Source organism: Pseudomonas sp. TE31087 (assembly GCF_057284075.1).
In genome coordinates, this window is sequence record NZ_JBXVNN010000001.1 from 4,284,193 (window position 1) to 4,298,584 (window position 14,392).

The 14,392-nt window shown below is 64.9% G+C and carries 13 protein-coding genes; 9 read left to right on the top strand and 4 right to left on the bottom strand.

The window, feature by feature from the left end:
- Positions 1–61 precede the first annotated feature (61 nt).
- The 5 genes from def (at position 62) to ACZ899_RS19360 (ending at position 4,704) form a co-directional block, all read left to right on the top strand.
- A complete protein-coding gene (gene def, locus ACZ899_RS19340; protein WP_234560786.1) occupies positions 62–568 on the top strand; it encodes a peptide deformylase in 507 nt (168 codons plus the stop codon).
- A 62-nt stretch (positions 569–630) separates the two neighbouring features.
- A complete protein-coding gene (fmt, locus tag ACZ899_RS19345; RefSeq protein ID WP_186732136.1) occupies positions 631–1,563 on the top strand; it encodes a methionyl-tRNA formyltransferase in 933 nt (310 codons plus the stop codon).
- Entirely contained in the window at positions 1,560–2,870 is a 1,311-nt protein-coding gene (gene rsmB, locus ACZ899_RS19350) for a 16S rRNA (cytosine(967)-C(5))-methyltransferase RsmB (protein WP_234560787.1), read from the top strand. The genes fmt and rsmB overlap by 4 nt, the downstream gene beginning before the upstream one ends.
- Positions 2,871–2,896: 26 nt before the next feature.
- Positions 2,897–4,270 carry a Trk system potassium transporter TrkA gene (trkA, locus tag ACZ899_RS19355; protein ID WP_050707620.1) on the top strand — a complete coding sequence of 458 codons (1,374 nt, stop codon included), beginning with the start codon at positions 2,897–2,899 and terminating at the stop codon, positions 4,268–4,270.
- Positions 4,271–4,395: 125 nt separating this feature from the next.
- Positions 4,396–4,704 carry a tetratricopeptide repeat protein gene (locus ACZ899_RS19360; protein WP_186712233.1) on the top strand — a complete coding sequence of 103 codons (309 nt, stop codon included), beginning with the start codon at positions 4,396–4,398 and terminating at the stop codon, positions 4,702–4,704.
- 108 nt (positions 4,705–4,812) lie between these two features.
- Here the strand turns inward: ACZ899_RS19360 and ACZ899_RS19365 are convergent, their stop codons facing one another.
- Together ACZ899_RS19365 and ACZ899_RS19370 are read right to left on the bottom strand one after the other, a co-directional pair.
- The gene (locus ACZ899_RS19365) at positions 4,813–5,700 is read right to left on the bottom strand and encodes a lysophospholipid acyltransferase (protein WP_234560788.1); all 888 of its coding nucleotides are present in this window, start codon (positions 5,698–5,700) and stop codon (positions 4,813–4,815) included.
- A 41-nt stretch (positions 5,701–5,741) separates the two neighbouring features.
- Positions 5,742–6,293 (bottom strand): DNA-3-methyladenine glycosylase I, encoded by a 552-nt coding sequence (locus ACZ899_RS19370; protein ID WP_110736108.1) that lies wholly within the window; start codon positions 6,291–6,293, stop codon positions 5,742–5,744.
- 83 nt (positions 6,294–6,376) lie between these two features.
- On the opposite strand from ACZ899_RS19370, the gene glyQ reads away from it, so the two are divergent.
- The 4 genes from glyQ to ACZ899_RS19390 all read left to right on the top strand — a co-directional run bounded on the left by glyQ (position 6,377) and on the right by ACZ899_RS19390 (position 10,743).
- Entirely contained in the window at positions 6,377–7,324 is a 948-nt protein-coding gene (gene glyQ, locus ACZ899_RS19375; RefSeq protein ID WP_011531473.1) for a glycine--tRNA ligase subunit alpha, read from the top strand.
- Positions 7,321–9,375 (top strand): glycine--tRNA ligase subunit beta, encoded by a 2,055-nt coding sequence (gene glyS / locus ACZ899_RS19380; protein WP_234560789.1) that lies wholly within the window; start codon positions 7,321–7,323, stop codon positions 9,373–9,375. The genes glyQ and glyS overlap by 4 nt, the downstream gene beginning before the upstream one ends.
- 4 nt (positions 9,376–9,379) lie before the next feature.
- Positions 9,380–9,907, top strand: coding sequence for a D-glycero-beta-D-manno-heptose 1,7-bisphosphate 7-phosphatase (gene gmhB / locus ACZ899_RS19385; protein ID WP_234560790.1), 528 nt, complete (start codon positions 9,380–9,382; stop codon positions 9,905–9,907).
- A 65-nt stretch (positions 9,908–9,972) separates the two neighbouring features.
- Entirely contained in the window at positions 9,973–10,743 is a 771-nt protein-coding gene (locus ACZ899_RS19390; protein ID WP_198742534.1) for a lysophospholipid acyltransferase family protein, read from the top strand.
- 261 nt (positions 10,744–11,004) lie between these two features.
- On the opposite strand, the gene ACZ899_RS19395 is transcribed toward ACZ899_RS19390, so the two are convergent.
- A complete protein-coding gene (locus ACZ899_RS19395; protein WP_186732141.1) occupies positions 11,005–12,624 on the bottom strand; it encodes an MFS transporter in 1,620 nt (539 codons plus the stop codon).
- Positions 12,625–12,721: 97 nt separating this feature from the next.
- Positions 12,722–14,371, bottom strand: coding sequence for a GMC family oxidoreductase (locus ACZ899_RS19400; RefSeq protein ID WP_234560791.1), 1,650 nt, complete (start codon positions 14,369–14,371; stop codon positions 12,722–12,724).
- Between the last annotated feature and the right edge of the window lie 21 nt (positions 14,372–14,392).

A 14,392-nucleotide genomic window follows, 5' to 3' on the forward strand; every position in this document is an offset into this window, starting at 1 on the left:
CATTTCCCTTTATTATGTGTGCTCAGTTTTCAACCGACCGCACAGTGACTGCCTGACCGCCATGGCCATTTTGAACATTCTCGAATTCCCCGATCCGCGCCTGCGCACCATCGCCAAACCGGTGACGGCGTTCGACGACGCCCTGAGCCAGCTGATCGACGACATGTTCGAGACCATGTACGAGGCGCCGGGCATCGGCCTGGCCGCTACCCAGGTCAACGTGCACAAGCAAGTCGTGGTGATGGACCTGAGCGAAGACCGCAGCGAGCCGCGCGTCTTCATCAACCCCACGGTCGAGGAGCTGACCCACGACATGGGCCAGTACCAGGAAGGCTGCCTGTCGGTGCCCGGCTTCTACGAGAACGTCGATCGCCCGCTGCGCGTGCGGGTCAAGGCCCAGGACCGCGACGGCAAGCCCTACGAACTGGAATGCGAAGGCCTGCTGGCCGTGTGCGTGCAGCACGAGTTCGATCACCTCAACGGCAAGCTGTTCGTCGACTACCTGTCCCAGCTCAAACGCGACCGGATCAAGAAGAAGCTGGAAAAGCAGCACCGCCAGCAAGCCTGATCCCCACCTTCCAGAAGGCTTGCTCCGGCAAGCCTTTTTCTTTTTGAAGAAGCGAGAACTCCATGCGCATCGTCTTCGCAGGCACTCCAGAGTTTGCCGCCGAACACCTCAAGGCCCTGCTCGACAGCCCGTACGAGATCGTGGCCGTCTACACCCAGCCCGACCGCCCGGCTGGCCGTGGCCAAAAGCTCATGCCAACCGCAGTCAAGGCGCTGGCTGTAGCCCATGACATCCCGGTGTACCAGCCGCAGACCCTGCGCAACGCCGAGGCGCAAGCCGAGCTCGCCGCGCTCAAGCCGGACCTGATGGTGGTGGTCGCCTACGGCCTGATCCTGCCGCAAGTGGTGCTGGATATTCCGCGCCTGGGCTGCATCAACAGCCACGCCTCCCTGCTGCCACGCTGGCGCGGTGCGGCGCCGATCCAGCGCGCCGTGGAGGCTGGTGACGCCGAGAGCGGCGTGACCGTGATGCGCATGGAAGCCGGCCTGGACACCGGCCCGATGCTGCTCAAGGTGGTTACCCCGATCAGCGCCGAGGACACCGGTGGCACCCTGCATGACCGTCTCGCCGAAATGGGTCCGCCTGCTGTAGTCCAGGCAATCGCCGGCCTGGCCGACGGTTCGTTGCAAGGTGAAGTCCAGGACGATGCCCTGGCCACTTATGCCCACAAGCTGAACAAGGACGAAGCCCGCATCGACTGGAGCCGCCCGGCCGTCGAGCTGGAGCGCCTGATCCGTGCCTTCAACCCCTGGCCGGTGTGCCACAGCACCCTCGACGGCGAAAGCGTGAAGGTGCTGGCCGCCAACTTGTCCACAGGCAAGGGCGCCCCCGGTGAAATCCTCTCCGCCAGCAAGGACGGCCTGGTCGTCGCCTGCGGTGATGGCGCCCTGAGCCTGACCCGCCTGCAACTGCCCGGCGGCAAGGCCCTGGCCTTCAGCGACCTGTTCAACAGCCGCCGCGAGAAGTTCGCCAGTGGCAAGGTGCTCGGCCAATGAACCCACGCCTGGCCGCCGCCCGTGCCCTTGCCGCCGTGCTTAGTGGCAAGGCCTCGCTGAACAGCTCGCTGCCGGCGCAACTGGACAAGGTCGAGGAGCGCGACCGCGGCCTGACCCAGGACCTGGCCTTCGGCACCGCCCGCTGGCAACCGCGCCTGGACCTGCTGGCCGCGCAACTGCTGCAGAAGCCGTTCAAGGCCGCCGACGCCGATGTGCAGGCGCTGCTGCTGGTCGGCCTGTACCAGCTGTTCTACACGCGCATCCCGGCCCACGCCGCCATCGGCGAGACCGTGGGTTGCGCCGACAAGCTCAAGAAGCCGTGGGCCAAGGGCCTGCTCAATGCCGTGCTGCGCCGCGCCCAGCGTGAAGGCGAGGAGCTGCTCGCCGGCATGGAACGCGACCCGGTGGTGCGTACCGCCCACCCGCGCTGGCTGCAGAAGTCGCTGAAAGCCTTCTGGCCGGAACAATGGGAAGCCATCTGCGCCGCCAACAACGCCCACCCGCCGATGATCCTGCGGATCAACCGCCGCCATCACAGCCGCGACGCCTACCTGGCGCTGTTGGCCGAGGCCGGCATCCAGGCCAGCGCCTGCCAGTACAGCCGCGACGGCATCGTCCTGGCCGAGGCCTGCGACGTGCGCGGCCTGCCGGGCTTCACCGACGGCTGGGTGAGCGTGCAGGACGAAGCCGCGCAGCTGTCCGCCGACCTGCTCGAACTGGCCCCCGGCCAGCGCGTGCTCGACGCCTGCTGCGCCCCGGGCGGCAAGACCTGCCACCTGCTGGAAGCCGAGCCAGGCCTGGCCCACATGGTCGCCATCGACCTGGAAGCCAAGCGCCTGGCCCGCGTGCGCGAGAACCTCGACCGCCTCAAGCTCGATGCCGAGCTGATCGCCTGCGACGCCCGCGACACCGCCAGCTGGTGGGACGGCAAGCCGTTCCAGCGCATCCTGCTCGATGCGCCGTGCTCGGCCACCGGCGTGATCCGCCGCCACCCGGACATCAAGCTGACCCGCCAGGCCGAGGACATCCCGGCCCTGGCCGCGCTGCAAGGCGAGCTGCTCGACGCCCTGTGGCCGACCCTGGAAGTGGGCGGCATGCTGCTCTACGCCACCTGCTCGAGCCTGCCGACCGAGAACACCGAAGTGATCGACGCCTTCCTCGCCCGCACCCCCGGCGCCCGCGAGCTGGACCTGGCCACCGAGGCCGGCCTGCGCCAGCCCCATGGCCGCCAGTTGCTGGCCCAGGAAGGCGGCCACGACGGTTTCTACTATGCCAAGCTGATCAAGATTGCCGCCTCGCGCGGGTAAAGAACAAAAAGGGTAGGGAGTAGCGGATGAAGATCATCATCCTCGGCGCAGGCCAGGTAGGCGGTACGCTGGCAGAGCACCTGGCCAGCGAAGCCAACGACATCACCGTGGTCGACACCGACAGCGAGCGCCTGCGCGACCTGGGCGATCGCCTGGACATCCGCACCGTGCAGGGGCGCGCCTCACTGCCGACGGTGTTGCGCCAGGCCGGCGCTGACGACGCCGACATGCTGGTGGCGGTAACCAACAGCGACGAAACCAACATGGTCGCCTGCCAGGTGGCCTATTCGCTGTTCCACACCCCGACCAAGATCGCCCGGGTGCGCGAGTCGGCCTACCTGACCCGCGAAGAGCTGTTCGACAACGACCACATCCCGGTGGACGTGCTGATCAGCCCCGAACAGGTGGTGACCAACTACATCAAGCGCCTGATCGAACACCCGGGCTCGCTGCAGGTGATCGACTTCGCCGAAGGCAAGGCCCAGCTGGTGGCGGTCAGGGCTTACTACGGCGGCCCGCTGGTAGGCCAGCAACTGCGCCAGATCCGCGCCCACATGCCCAACGTCGACACCCGCGTGGCGGCAATCTTCCGCCGCGACCGGCCGATCACGCCCCAGGGCGACACGGTGATCGAGGCCGACGACGAGGTGTTCTTCATCGCCGCGAAGAAGGACATCCGCGCGGTGATGGGCGAGCTGCGGCGCATCGACGAGACCAACAAGCGCGTGGTCATCGCCGGCGGCGGGCAGATCGGCGAACGCCTGGCCGAGGCCATCGAGAGCCGCTACCAGGTAAAGATCATCGAGATGAACCCGGCGCGCTGCCGCTACCTCTCCGACACCCTCGAGAGCACCGTGGTGCTGCAGGGCAGCGCCTCCGACCGCGACCTGATGCTCGAAGAGAACATCGCCGACGCCGACATCTTCCTGGCCCTGACCAACGACGACGAGGCCAACATCATGTCGTCGCTGCTGGCCAAGCGCCTGGGCTCGCGCAAGGTGATGACCATCATCAACAACCCGGCCTACGTCGACCTGGTGCAGGGCGGCGAGATCGACATCGCCATCAGCCCGCAGCTGGCCACCATCGGCACCTTGCTGGCCCACGTGCGCCGCGGCGATATCGTCAGCGTGCACTCGCTGCGCCGCGGCGCGGCCGAGGCCATCGAGGCGGTGGCCCATGGCGATTCGAAGTCGAGCAAGGTAGTGGGCAAGGCCATCGAGGACATCTCGCTGCCGCCGGGCACCACCATCGGCGCGATCATCCGCGACGAGGAAGTGCTGATCGCCCACGACGACACGGTGATCGAGTCGGGCGACCATGTGATCCTGTTCGTTGTGGATAAAAAGCATATTCGGGACGTGGAGAAGCTGTTCCACGTGGGCCTGAGTTTCTTCTAGAAGAGAAAGCCAACCCCTGTGGGAGCGGGTTTACCCGCGAATACGATTGCCGATTCAGCGACGCATTCGCGGGTGAACCCGCTCCCACAGGCGCCCGCAACATCATGGATTCGGGAGAGAAACCTATGCGCGAATCGCTGGAGAAGATGCTGGCCAAGGGTGTGGATAACCCGCTGCTGAGGTTCGGGCTGGGCAAGGCCTGGCTGGACGAGGGCAATGGGGCTGAAGCAGCGGTGCACCTGGCGGCTTGTGTGAAGCAGGATCCGAAGTACTCGGCGGCGTGGAAACTGCTGGGGAAGGCGTATCAGTTGAGCGGGGATCTGGACGGCGCGCGCAAGGCCTGGGAAGAGGGGATCGTCGCGGCGCAGGCCCATGGCGACAAGCAGGCTGAGAAAGAGATGACCGTGTTCCTGAAGAAATTGAACAAGATCTGAGATCGCCGGGGCTGCTTTGCAGCCCTTTCGCGGCACAAGGCCGCTCCTACAGGGGATCGCGGTCACCTTGTAGGAGCGGCCTTGTGCCGCGAAGCGCCCCCAGCAATCTCAATACCAGCGCGGCTCGCCCGCCGGACGCTTCTTGAAGCGCTTCATGCTCCACATGTACTGGCTCGGGTACTCGCGCACATAACGCTCGACCACCTTGCTCATGGCCGCCGCCGATTCAGTCACATCGGTGCTGTACATCGCTTCCGGCGCCGCTTCCAGGAACACCTTGAAGCCCGAGCCATCCGGCAACCGCAGGGCATGCAGGAAAACACCCACCGCCTTGCCGCCAGCCAGCATGTTCGGCACGAACTTGCTGGTCAGCGCCTGGGTGCCGAGGAACGGCACGAACACGCCCGCCGACTCCGCCGGTTCCGGGTCGGCCGGAATCCCCACCTGGCCACCCCGACGCACTTCCTTGATCACGCTGAGGATGCCTTCCTTGGTCGAAGGCGCCACGCGGTTGCCCATCTGTACGCGCTGTTCACGCAGCAAGTCATCCACAGCCTTCAATTTGGGCGGGCGGTAGAAGATGATCGGTTTGCACTGGTTGCAGTAGAAGTGGTTGAGCACCTCCCAGTTGCCCAGGTGGCTGGTGATGCCGACCACGCCCTTGCCCGAGGCCAGGGCCTGCTCCAGCACTTCCAGGCCGTGCACTTCCTTGACCAGCTCCAGCGAGCGCTGCGGCGGCCAGATCCAGGCGCAGGCGCTCTCGACAAACGACTTGCCGATATCCTTCAACGCGCGGCCAACCAGCTGCTCGCGCTCGACCGGGTCCATCTCCGGGAAACACTTGGCCAGGTTGATCCGCACGACATTGCGCGAGCCATTGGGGACTTTCCACATCAGCCAGCCGATACCGGAGCCGACGCGCTGCACAGCGCCCCAGGGCAGCTTGGCAAACAGGCGCAGCACCCCGACCATCAGGGCGCCCTTGAACTTTTCCACAGGCGAATTCCTTATTTCAGCAAGGCGCGCATTGTACCCCGTCAGCGCACCAGCGCGGCGTAGCGATCGCAGTCGGTGGTGTGGTCCATGACCATGCCGGTGGCCTGCATGAAGGCGTAGCAGATGGTCGGCCCGACAAAGGTGAAGCCGGCCTTCTGCAGGGCCTTGCTCATGGCCTTGGCTTCGTCGGTGACCGCCGGCACGTCGCCGCGCCCCTGGAAATGATTGATCTTCGGCGCGCCGCCGACGAACGACCACAACCACTCTGCCGGGTTATCCACAGCCAGCCAGGCCTGGGCATTGCGGCGCACGGCCTTGAGCTTGAGGCGGTTGCGGATGATGCCGGGATCAAGCATCAGCTCCTCGATGCGCTCGTCGCTCAGGCGCGCCAGTTTCACCGGGTCGAAGCCATCCAGCACCTGGCGATAGCGCTCGCGTTTCTTCAATACCGTGATCCACGACAACCCCGCCTGGAACCCTTCGAGCAAAAGCATCTCGAAGAGCAACGCCGGGTCGCGCTGCGGCGTTCCCCATTCGTGGTCGTGATAGGCCTGGTACAACGGATCGTCGGAACACCAAAAGCAGCGTGGCATAAGGCTCCAATAACGTAGAGGGCGAGGCGAATCGGGTATACTCCCGCTCTTTACATCCGCATCCCCAGATACAGGTGAATTTCGTGAGCCAGCCTACGCCAGCCGTGCGTACCTTCCAAGACCTGATCCTCGCCCTGCAGAACTACTGGGCCGAGCAAGGTTGTGTGGTGCTTCAGCCCTACGATATGGAAGTAGGCGCCGGCACTTTCCACACCGCTACCTTCCTGCGCGCCGTCGGCCCGGAGACCTGGAACGCCGCCTACGTGCAGCCCAGCCGTCGCCCTGCCGACGGGCGGTATGGCGAAAACCCCAACCGCCTGCAGCACTACTACCAGTTCCAGGTGGTGCTCAAGCCGAACCCGGCCAACTTCCAGGAGCTGTACCTCGGCTCGCTGAAAGCCATCGGCCTGGATCCGCTGGTTCACGACATCCGCTTCGTCGAAGACAACTGGGAATCGCCGACCCTCGGCGCCTGGGGCCTGGGTTGGGAAATCTGGCTGAACGGCATGGAGGTGACCCAGTTCACCTACTTCCAGCAGGTCGGCGGCATCGAGTGCTACCCGGTCACCGGTGAAATCACCTACGGCCTGGAGCGCCTGGCCATGTACCTGCAGGGCGTGGACTCGGTCTACGACCTGGTATGGGCCGACGGTCCGTTCGGCAAGGTCACCTACGGCGACGTGTTCCACCAGAACGAAGTGGAACAGTCGACCTACAACTTCGAGCACGCCAACGTCGAGAAGCTGTTCGAACTGTTCGACTTCTACGAAAGCGAAGCGAACCGCCTGATCAAGCTGGACCTGCCGCTGCCGACCTACGAAATGGTCCTGAAGGCCTCGCACACCTTCAACCTGCTGGACGCCCGCCGCGCCATCTCGGTGACCGAGCGCCAGCGCTACATCCTGCGCGTACGTACCCTGGCCCGGGACGTGGCGCAAAGCTATCTGCAAGCCCGCGCACGCCTGGGCTTCCCGATGGCCTCTCCCGAACTGCGTGACGAAGTGTTGGCTAAGCTGGAGGCTGCACAATGAGTGCTCAAGATTTCCTGGTTGAACTGGGCACCGAAGAGCTGCCACCGAAGGCCCTTGCCACTCTGGGCGACGCCTTCCTCGCCGGCATCGAGAAAGGCCTGCAGGCCGCCGGCCTGAACTACACCGGCAAGCAGGTCTACGCCGCGCCGCGCCGCCTGGCCGTGCTGATCCGCCAGCTGGACGTGCAGCAGCCAGACCGCAGCATCAACATCGACGGCCCGCCCGTGCAGGCCGCGTTCAATGCCGAAGGCCAGCCAACCCAGGCCGCCCTGGGCTTCGCCAAGAAGTGCGGCGTGGAGCTGTCGGACATCGACCAGAGCGGCCCCAAGCTGCGCTTCTCCCAGCACATTCCGGGCAAGGCCACCGCCAGCCTGCTGCCGACCATCGTCGAGGATTCGCTCAACGACCTGCCGATCCCCAAGCGCATGCACTGGGGCGCCAGCCGTGAAGAGTTCGTGCGCCCGACCCAGTGGCTGGTGATGCTGCTGGGCGACCAGGTGGTCGACTGCACCATCCTGGCCCAGAAGGCCGGCCGTGAATCCCGTGGCCACCGCTTCCACCACCCGGAAAACGTACTCATCACCACCCCGGCCAACTACGTCGAGGACCTGCGCAAGGCCCACGTGCTGGCCGACTTCGCCGAGCGTCGCGAGCTGATCAGCAAGCGTACCGCCGAGCTTGCCATGCAGCAGGAAGGCACGGCCATCGTGCCGCCGGCACTGCTGGACGAAGTGACCGCCCTGGTCGAGTGGCCGGTGCCGCTGGTGTGCTCGTTCGAGGAGCGTTTCCTCGAGGTGCCGCAGGAAGCCCTGATCACCACCATGCAGGACAACCAGAAGTACTTCTGCCTGCTGGACAACGAAGGCAAGCTGCTGCCGCGCTTCATCACCGTGGCCAACGTCGAGAGCCGCGATCCGAAGCAGATCGTCGAAGGTAACGAGAAGGTCGTGCGCCCACGCCTGACCGACGCCGAGTTCTTCTTCAAGCAGGACAAGAAGCAGCCGCTGGAAAGCTTCAACGAGCGCCTGAAGAACGTGGTGTTCCAGGCTCAGCTGGGCACCGTGTTCGACAAGGCCGAGCGCGTTTCCAAGCTAGCCGCCTTCATTGCCCCGTACATCGGTGGCAGCGCCGCCAACGCTGGCCGTGCAGGCTTGCTGTCCAAGTGCGACCTGGCTTCGGAAATGGTCGGCGAATTCCCTGAAATGCAGGGCATCGCCGGCTACTACTACGCCCTCAACGATGGCGAGCCGCAAGACGTCGCCCTGGCGCTGAACGAGCAGTACATGCCGCGCGGCGCCGGCGCCGAGCTGCCGCAGACCCTCACCGGTGCCGCCGTGGCCATCGCCGACAAGCTCGACACCCTGGTCGGCATCTTCGGCATCGGCATGCTGCCCACCGGCAGCAAGGACCCGTACGCCCTGCGCCGTGCCGCCCTGGGCGTGCTGCGCATCCTGATCGAGAAGCAGCTGGACCTGGACCTGGCCGTCGCGGTCGAGTTCGCGGTCAAGCAGTTCGGTGCCAAGGTCAAGGCCGCCGGCCTGTCCGAGCAGGTGCTGGAGTTCGTCTTCGACCGCCTGCGCGCGCGCTACGAGGACGAAGGCATCGACGTCTCCACCTACCTGTCGGTGCGTGCCCTGAAGCCGGGCTCGGCGCTGGACTTCGACCAGCGCGTGCAGGCCGTGCAGGCCTTCCGCAAGCTGCCCGAAGCCGAAGCCCTGGCCGCGGCGAACAAGCGCGTGTCGAACCTGCTGGGCAAGGCCGAAGGCGCCATCGCCGACCAGGTCGAACCGAAGTACTTCGACAACGCCAACGAGTTCTCCCTGTACTCGGCCATCCAGCAGGCCGACCAGGCCGTGCAACCGATGGCGGCCGCGCGTCAGTACAGCGAGGCCCTGGCCCGCCTGGCTGCCCTGCGTGACCCGGTCGACGCCTTCTTCGAGGCGGTGATGGTCAACGCCGAGGACGCCAAGGTACGCGCCAACCGTTATGCCCTGCTCAGCCGCCTGCGCGGTCTGTTCCTGGGCGTGGCCGATATCTCGCTGCTGGGGTGAGTCGTTGAAACTGCTGATTCTTGATCGAGACGGAGTGATCAACCACGACTCCGACGCCTATATCAAGTCGCTGGAGGAATGGATCCCCATTCCCGGCTCGATCGAGGCCATCGCGCAGTTGAGCAAGGCGGGCTGGACGGTGGCGGTGGCCACCAACCAGTCCGGCATTGCCCGCGGCTACTACCCGCTGGAAACCCTCGAGGCCATGCATGAGCGCCTGCGCGCGCTGGTGGCCGAGCAGGGCGGCGAGGTCGGCCTGATCGTGCATTGTCCGCACGGCCCGGACGAGGGCTGCGACTGCCGCAAGCCCAAGCCCGGCATGCTGCGGACCATTGCCGAGCACTACCAGGTGCCGCTGGCCGGCGTATGGTTCGTCGGCGACAGCAAAGGTGACCTGGAGGCGGCCCTGGCCGTCGATGCACAACCCGTGTTGGTAAAAACCGGCAAGGGCGAAAGGACCCTGGAAAAAGGTGTCCCGCAAACTACACTGATTTTCGACGATCTGGCAGCCATCGCCAGAGAACTTATTTAAATGAGTGCGCCAGGACCGGCGCACTTTTCATTAGGCGGGCACGCCCCGCAACGGTACATGCCACTATGTCGATCCTGCAGGCGATCAGAATCTTTCTTTTTTACCTGCTGTTGGGCACCAGTTCGCTGCTGTGGTGCTCGCTGAGCTTCTTCGTCGCGCCTTTCCTGCCGTTCCCCAAGCGCTACAAGTTCATCAACGTGTATTGGTGCCGCTGTGCGTTGTTCCTGGTGAGGACGATCCTGCGGATCGACTACAAGATCACCGGCGCCGAGAACGTGCCTGACGTACCTTGCGTGATCCTGTCGAACCACCAGAGCACCTGGGAGACGTTCTTCCTGTCGGCGTACTTCTCGCCGCTGAGCCAGGTGCTCAAGCGCGAGTTGCTGTACGTGCCGTTCTTCGGCTGGGCCATGGCCATGCTGCGACCGATCGCCATCGACCGGAAGAACCCCAAGGAGGCCCTGCGCCAGGTTGCCAGCCAGGGCGACGAGCTGCTCAAGCAGGGCACCTGGGTGTTGATCTTCCCCGAAGGCACCCGCGTGCCACATGGGCAGATGGGCAAGTTCTCCCGCGGCGGCACCGCGCTGGCGGTGAATGCCGGCCTGCCGGTACTGCCGATCGCCCACAACGCCGGCAAGTTCTGGCCGCGTGAAGGCTGGGGCAAGCGCCCGGGCACCATCGAGGTGGTGATTGGCGAGCCGATGTATCCGGAGGGGACAGGCCCGCGTGCCATCGCCGAGCTCAACGACCGTGCCCAGGCATGGAACGAGGCGGCCCAACGCGCCATGGGTTCACTGCCGCCAGCGGCGGAAAAACCCGAGCAGCAGCCGGCCTGACGATCTGTGGATAACGTGTTAGCAATTTTTGGATTAAGCGTCTTCAACCATAGCTAAGTGATTGAATTAGCTATTTATTTCCATGTATGACGTTTTTTCGAAAATCGTGCATAAGTTTTTTCCCGCGATAAAAAAACCGGCTTTTACGCCGGTTTTTTTGTGCATGGGTTTCCCTTCTAGCTAGTTGACGCGACACCTGTAGGAGCGGCCTTGCCGAGGCGTCGGACCGGTCGGAAAGGGCCGCAGAGCGGCCCCAGTGCCTCACACCTTGTCGATATCCACATCCCGGGTCTCTTTCAGGCAGAAGATCCCCACCACCAGGCTCACCCCGGTGATCAACACCGGGTACCACAGCCCATAGAAGATATCCCCGGTGTACACCACCAACGCGAACGATACCGTCGGCAGGAAGCCGCCGAACCAGCCGTTGCCGATGTGGTAGGGCAGCGACATCGAGGTGTAGCGGATGCGCGTCGGGAACAGCTCGACCATCACCGCCGCCAGCGGCCCGTAGGTCATGGTGGCGATCAGGATCATGGCGACGATCAGCACCACCACCATCACCTGGTTCACGTGCGCGGGATCCGCCTTGGCCGGGTAGCCGGCGCTATCGATGGCACTGCGCATGGCCGTCTCGTCGAAGCCATTGATGGTCTTGGCGCCGATGCTGACGATCACTTCGCTGCCGGCGACATTCACCGAGCTGTAGGGCAGGCCCTGCTTGACCAGGAACGTCTTGACCTTGTCGCACGGGCTGTCGAAGCGTGCCTTGCCCACCGGGTCGAACTGGAAGGTGCAGCCCTTGGGATCGGCGGTGACGACGATCGGCGCCTGGCGACTGGCGGCGTCGATCTGCGGATTGGCGTAATGGCTCAGGGCCTTGAACAGCGGGAAGTACAACACCGTCGCCAGCAAAAGGCCAAGCATCAGGATCGGCTTGCGCCCGACCCGGTCCGACAGCCAGCCGAAGAACACGAAGAACGGCGCACCGATCACCACGCTGATGATCAGCAGGGTGTTGGCTTGGGCCGGGTCCATCTTGAGCATCTGGGTCATGAAGAACAGCACGTAGAACTGCGCGGTGTAGAAGGTCACCGCCTGCCCGGCATTGATGCTGAACAGCGCGGTGAGCACCACCTTGAGGTTGGGCCACGAGGTGAACGACTCGCGGATCGGCGACTTGCTCACCTTGCCCTGGGCCTTCATTTTCACGAAGGCCGGCGACTCGTGCATGCTCATGCGGATCCAGGTGGAAATCGCCAGCAGCACGATCGACAGCAGGAACGGCAGGCGCCAGCCCCAGGTTTCAAACTGGTCGCCACTGATGTAGCGGCTGGCCAGGACCACGAGCAGCGACAGCAGCAGGCCGAGGGTGGCGGTGGACTGGATGAAGCCGGTATGGAAACCGCGCTTGCCGGGTGGCGCGTGTTCGGCGACATAGGTGGCCGCGCCGCCGTATTCACCGCCCAGCGCCAGGCCCTGGAGCATGCGCAGCACCACCAGGATGATCGGCGCGGCGATGCCGATGCTGGCGTAGGTGGGCAACAGGCCCACGGCGAAGGTCGACAGGCCCATCAGCACGATGGTCACCAGGAAGGTGTACTTGCGCCCGATCATGTCGCCCAGCCGGCCGAACACCAGCGCGCCGAACGGGCGCACCAGGAAGCCGGCGGCGAAGGCCATCAGGGCGAAGATGAAGGCGGTGGTGTCGTTGACCCCTGCGAAGAACTGCTTGCTGATGACCGCGGCCAGCGCGCCATAGAGAAAAAAGTCATACCACTCGAACACCGTCCCGAGGGATGACGCGAAAATGATCTTGCGCTCTTCACGACGGCTTGGGCTGCTCGCCGCCGCCCCCTGTTCCTGGATGTAGTCCGACATCGTTGCTGTCCTCGGCCCGCGGGCCACAGTGATTATTCTTGTTGTTCCACTGCCGGCGACTTGCGATCACAAGCCACCGCTGTTGCAAACACCCGGGTCAGGGCGTCGGTATCGCGCTGGCGTCGCTGAGGTTGGTCTGGGTATTGGCCCCCTTGAGGATCAGTTGTGCCGCCTTCTCGGCAATCATCAACGTGGGTGAACAGGTATTGCCGGAGACGATCTGCGGCATGATCGAGGCGTCGGCCACGCGCAGGCCTGGGATGCCATGAACGCGCAGCTGGCTATCCACGACGTCCAGCGCGCCACTTCCCATGCGGCAGGTGCCCACCGGGTGGAAGATGGTGGTGCCGATCTGGCCGGCGGCCTGGTGCAGGTCGTCCTCGCTCTGCAAGGCGGGGCCTGGCAAATACTCGCGAGGATCGAAGGCCGCCAGGGCAGGGGCCTGGACGATGCGCCGGGTGAGGCGGATGGCCTCGGCGGCGACGCGCAGGTCCTCGGGGTCGCTCAGGTAGTTGGGGTCGATCACCGGCGCGGCATTCATGTCCGCCGAGCGGATGTCGATCCGTCCACGGCTCGCCGGGCGCAGGTTGCACACCGAGGCAGTGAAGGCCGGGAAGCGATGCAGCGGTTCGCCGAAACGGTCCAGTGACAACGGCTGCACGTGGTACTGCAGGTTGGCGCTTGCCTGCTCGGGGCCTGAACGGGCGAAGGCGCCCAGCTGGCTCGGCGCCATGGCCAACGGGCCACTGCGGTCGTAGGCGTAGCGCAGGCCCATGCCCAGCTTGCCCCACAGGCTGTTGGCCATCTGGTTGAGGGTGCGGGTGTTGCGGACCTGGTAGATCAGGCGCAGTTGCAGGTGATCCTGCAGGTTGCCGCCGACCCCGGGCATCTCATGGCGAACCCCGATACCCAAGCCTTCGAGCAGCTTGCGCGGGCCGATGCCGGAGCGTTGCAGAATACCGGGCGAGCCCACGGAGCCCGCGCACAGGATGATCTCGCGGCGAGCGGCGAACGCGTGCCAGGCGCCTTGCCACAGGGCCTTCACCGCCCGGGCGCGGGTGTTGTCGAGCAGCACCTGGTCGACCTGCACGCCCGTCAACACTGTCAGGTTGGGGCGCTTGAGGATGGGCCTGAGAAACGCCTTGGCCGAGTTCCAGCGTACACCGCTGCGCTGATTGACCTGAAAGTATCCACAGCCGGCGTTGTCGCCCGTGTTGAAGTCGCCGACCTTGGCGATGCCACTCTGCTCGGCGGCATCGCGGAAGGCATCGAGGATCGGCCAGCTGTAGCGCTGCTGCTCGACCCGCCATTCCCCTTCCGCGCCGTGACTGTCGCTGGCGCCGGCGAAGTGGTTCTCGCTGGCCTTGAACAAGGGCAGCACATCCTTCCACGCCCAGCCGTCGTTGCCTTGCTCGGCCCAGCGGTCATAGTCGGCGGCCTGGCCACGCATGTAGATCATGCCGTTGATCGACGAGCAGCCGCCCAGCACCTTGCCCCGTGGATAACCCAGGCTGCGACCGTTCAGGCCGGGCTGGGCTTCGGTCTTGAGGCACCAGTCGGTGCGTGGATTGCCGATGCAGTAGAGGTAACCGACGGGGATGTGAATCCAGGGATAGTTGTCGCGACCACCCGCCTCGAGCAGCAATACGCGGCACGAAGGGTCGGCGGACAAGCGGTTGGCCAGCAGGCAACCGGCGGGACCGGCACCCACGACCACATAGTCGTAGACAGGATCGGCTGATGGCATGTGCAACCTCGCGCCTGATTA

Bases quoted from the DNA above. Each gene is read 5' to 3' on its own strand.
- def (WP_234560786.1), top strand. From the start codon at position 62: ATGGCCATTTTGAACATTCTCGAATTCCCCGATCCGCGCCTGCGCACC.
- fmt (WP_186732136.1), top strand. From the start codon at position 631: ATGCGCATCGTCTTCGCAGGCACTCCAGAGTTTGCCGCCGAACACCTC.
- rsmB (WP_234560787.1), top strand. From the start codon at position 1,560: ATGAACCCACGCCTGGCCGCCGCCCGTGCCCTTGCCGCCGTGCTTAGT.
- trkA (WP_050707620.1), top strand. From the start codon at position 2,897: ATGAAGATCATCATCCTCGGCGCAGGCCAGGTAGGCGGTACGCTGGCA.
- ACZ899_RS19360 (WP_186712233.1), top strand. From the start codon at position 4,396: ATGCGCGAATCGCTGGAGAAGATGCTGGCCAAGGGTGTGGATAACCCG.
- ACZ899_RS19370 (WP_110736108.1), bottom strand. From the start codon at position 6,293: ATGCCACGCTGCTTTTGGTGTTCCGACGATCCGTTGTACCAGGCCTAT.
- glyS (WP_234560789.1), top strand. From the start codon at position 7,321: ATGAGTGCTCAAGATTTCCTGGTTGAACTGGGCACCGAAGAGCTGCCA.
- ACZ899_RS19390 (WP_198742534.1), top strand. From the start codon at position 9,973: ATGTCGATCCTGCAGGCGATCAGAATCTTTCTTTTTTACCTGCTGTTG.
- ACZ899_RS19395 (WP_186732141.1), bottom strand. From the start codon at position 12,624: ATGTCGGACTACATCCAGGAACAGGGGGCGGCGGCGAGCAGCCCAAGC.
- ACZ899_RS19400 (WP_234560791.1), bottom strand. From the start codon at position 14,371: ATGCCATCAGCCGATCCTGTCTACGACTATGTGGTCGTGGGTGCCGGT.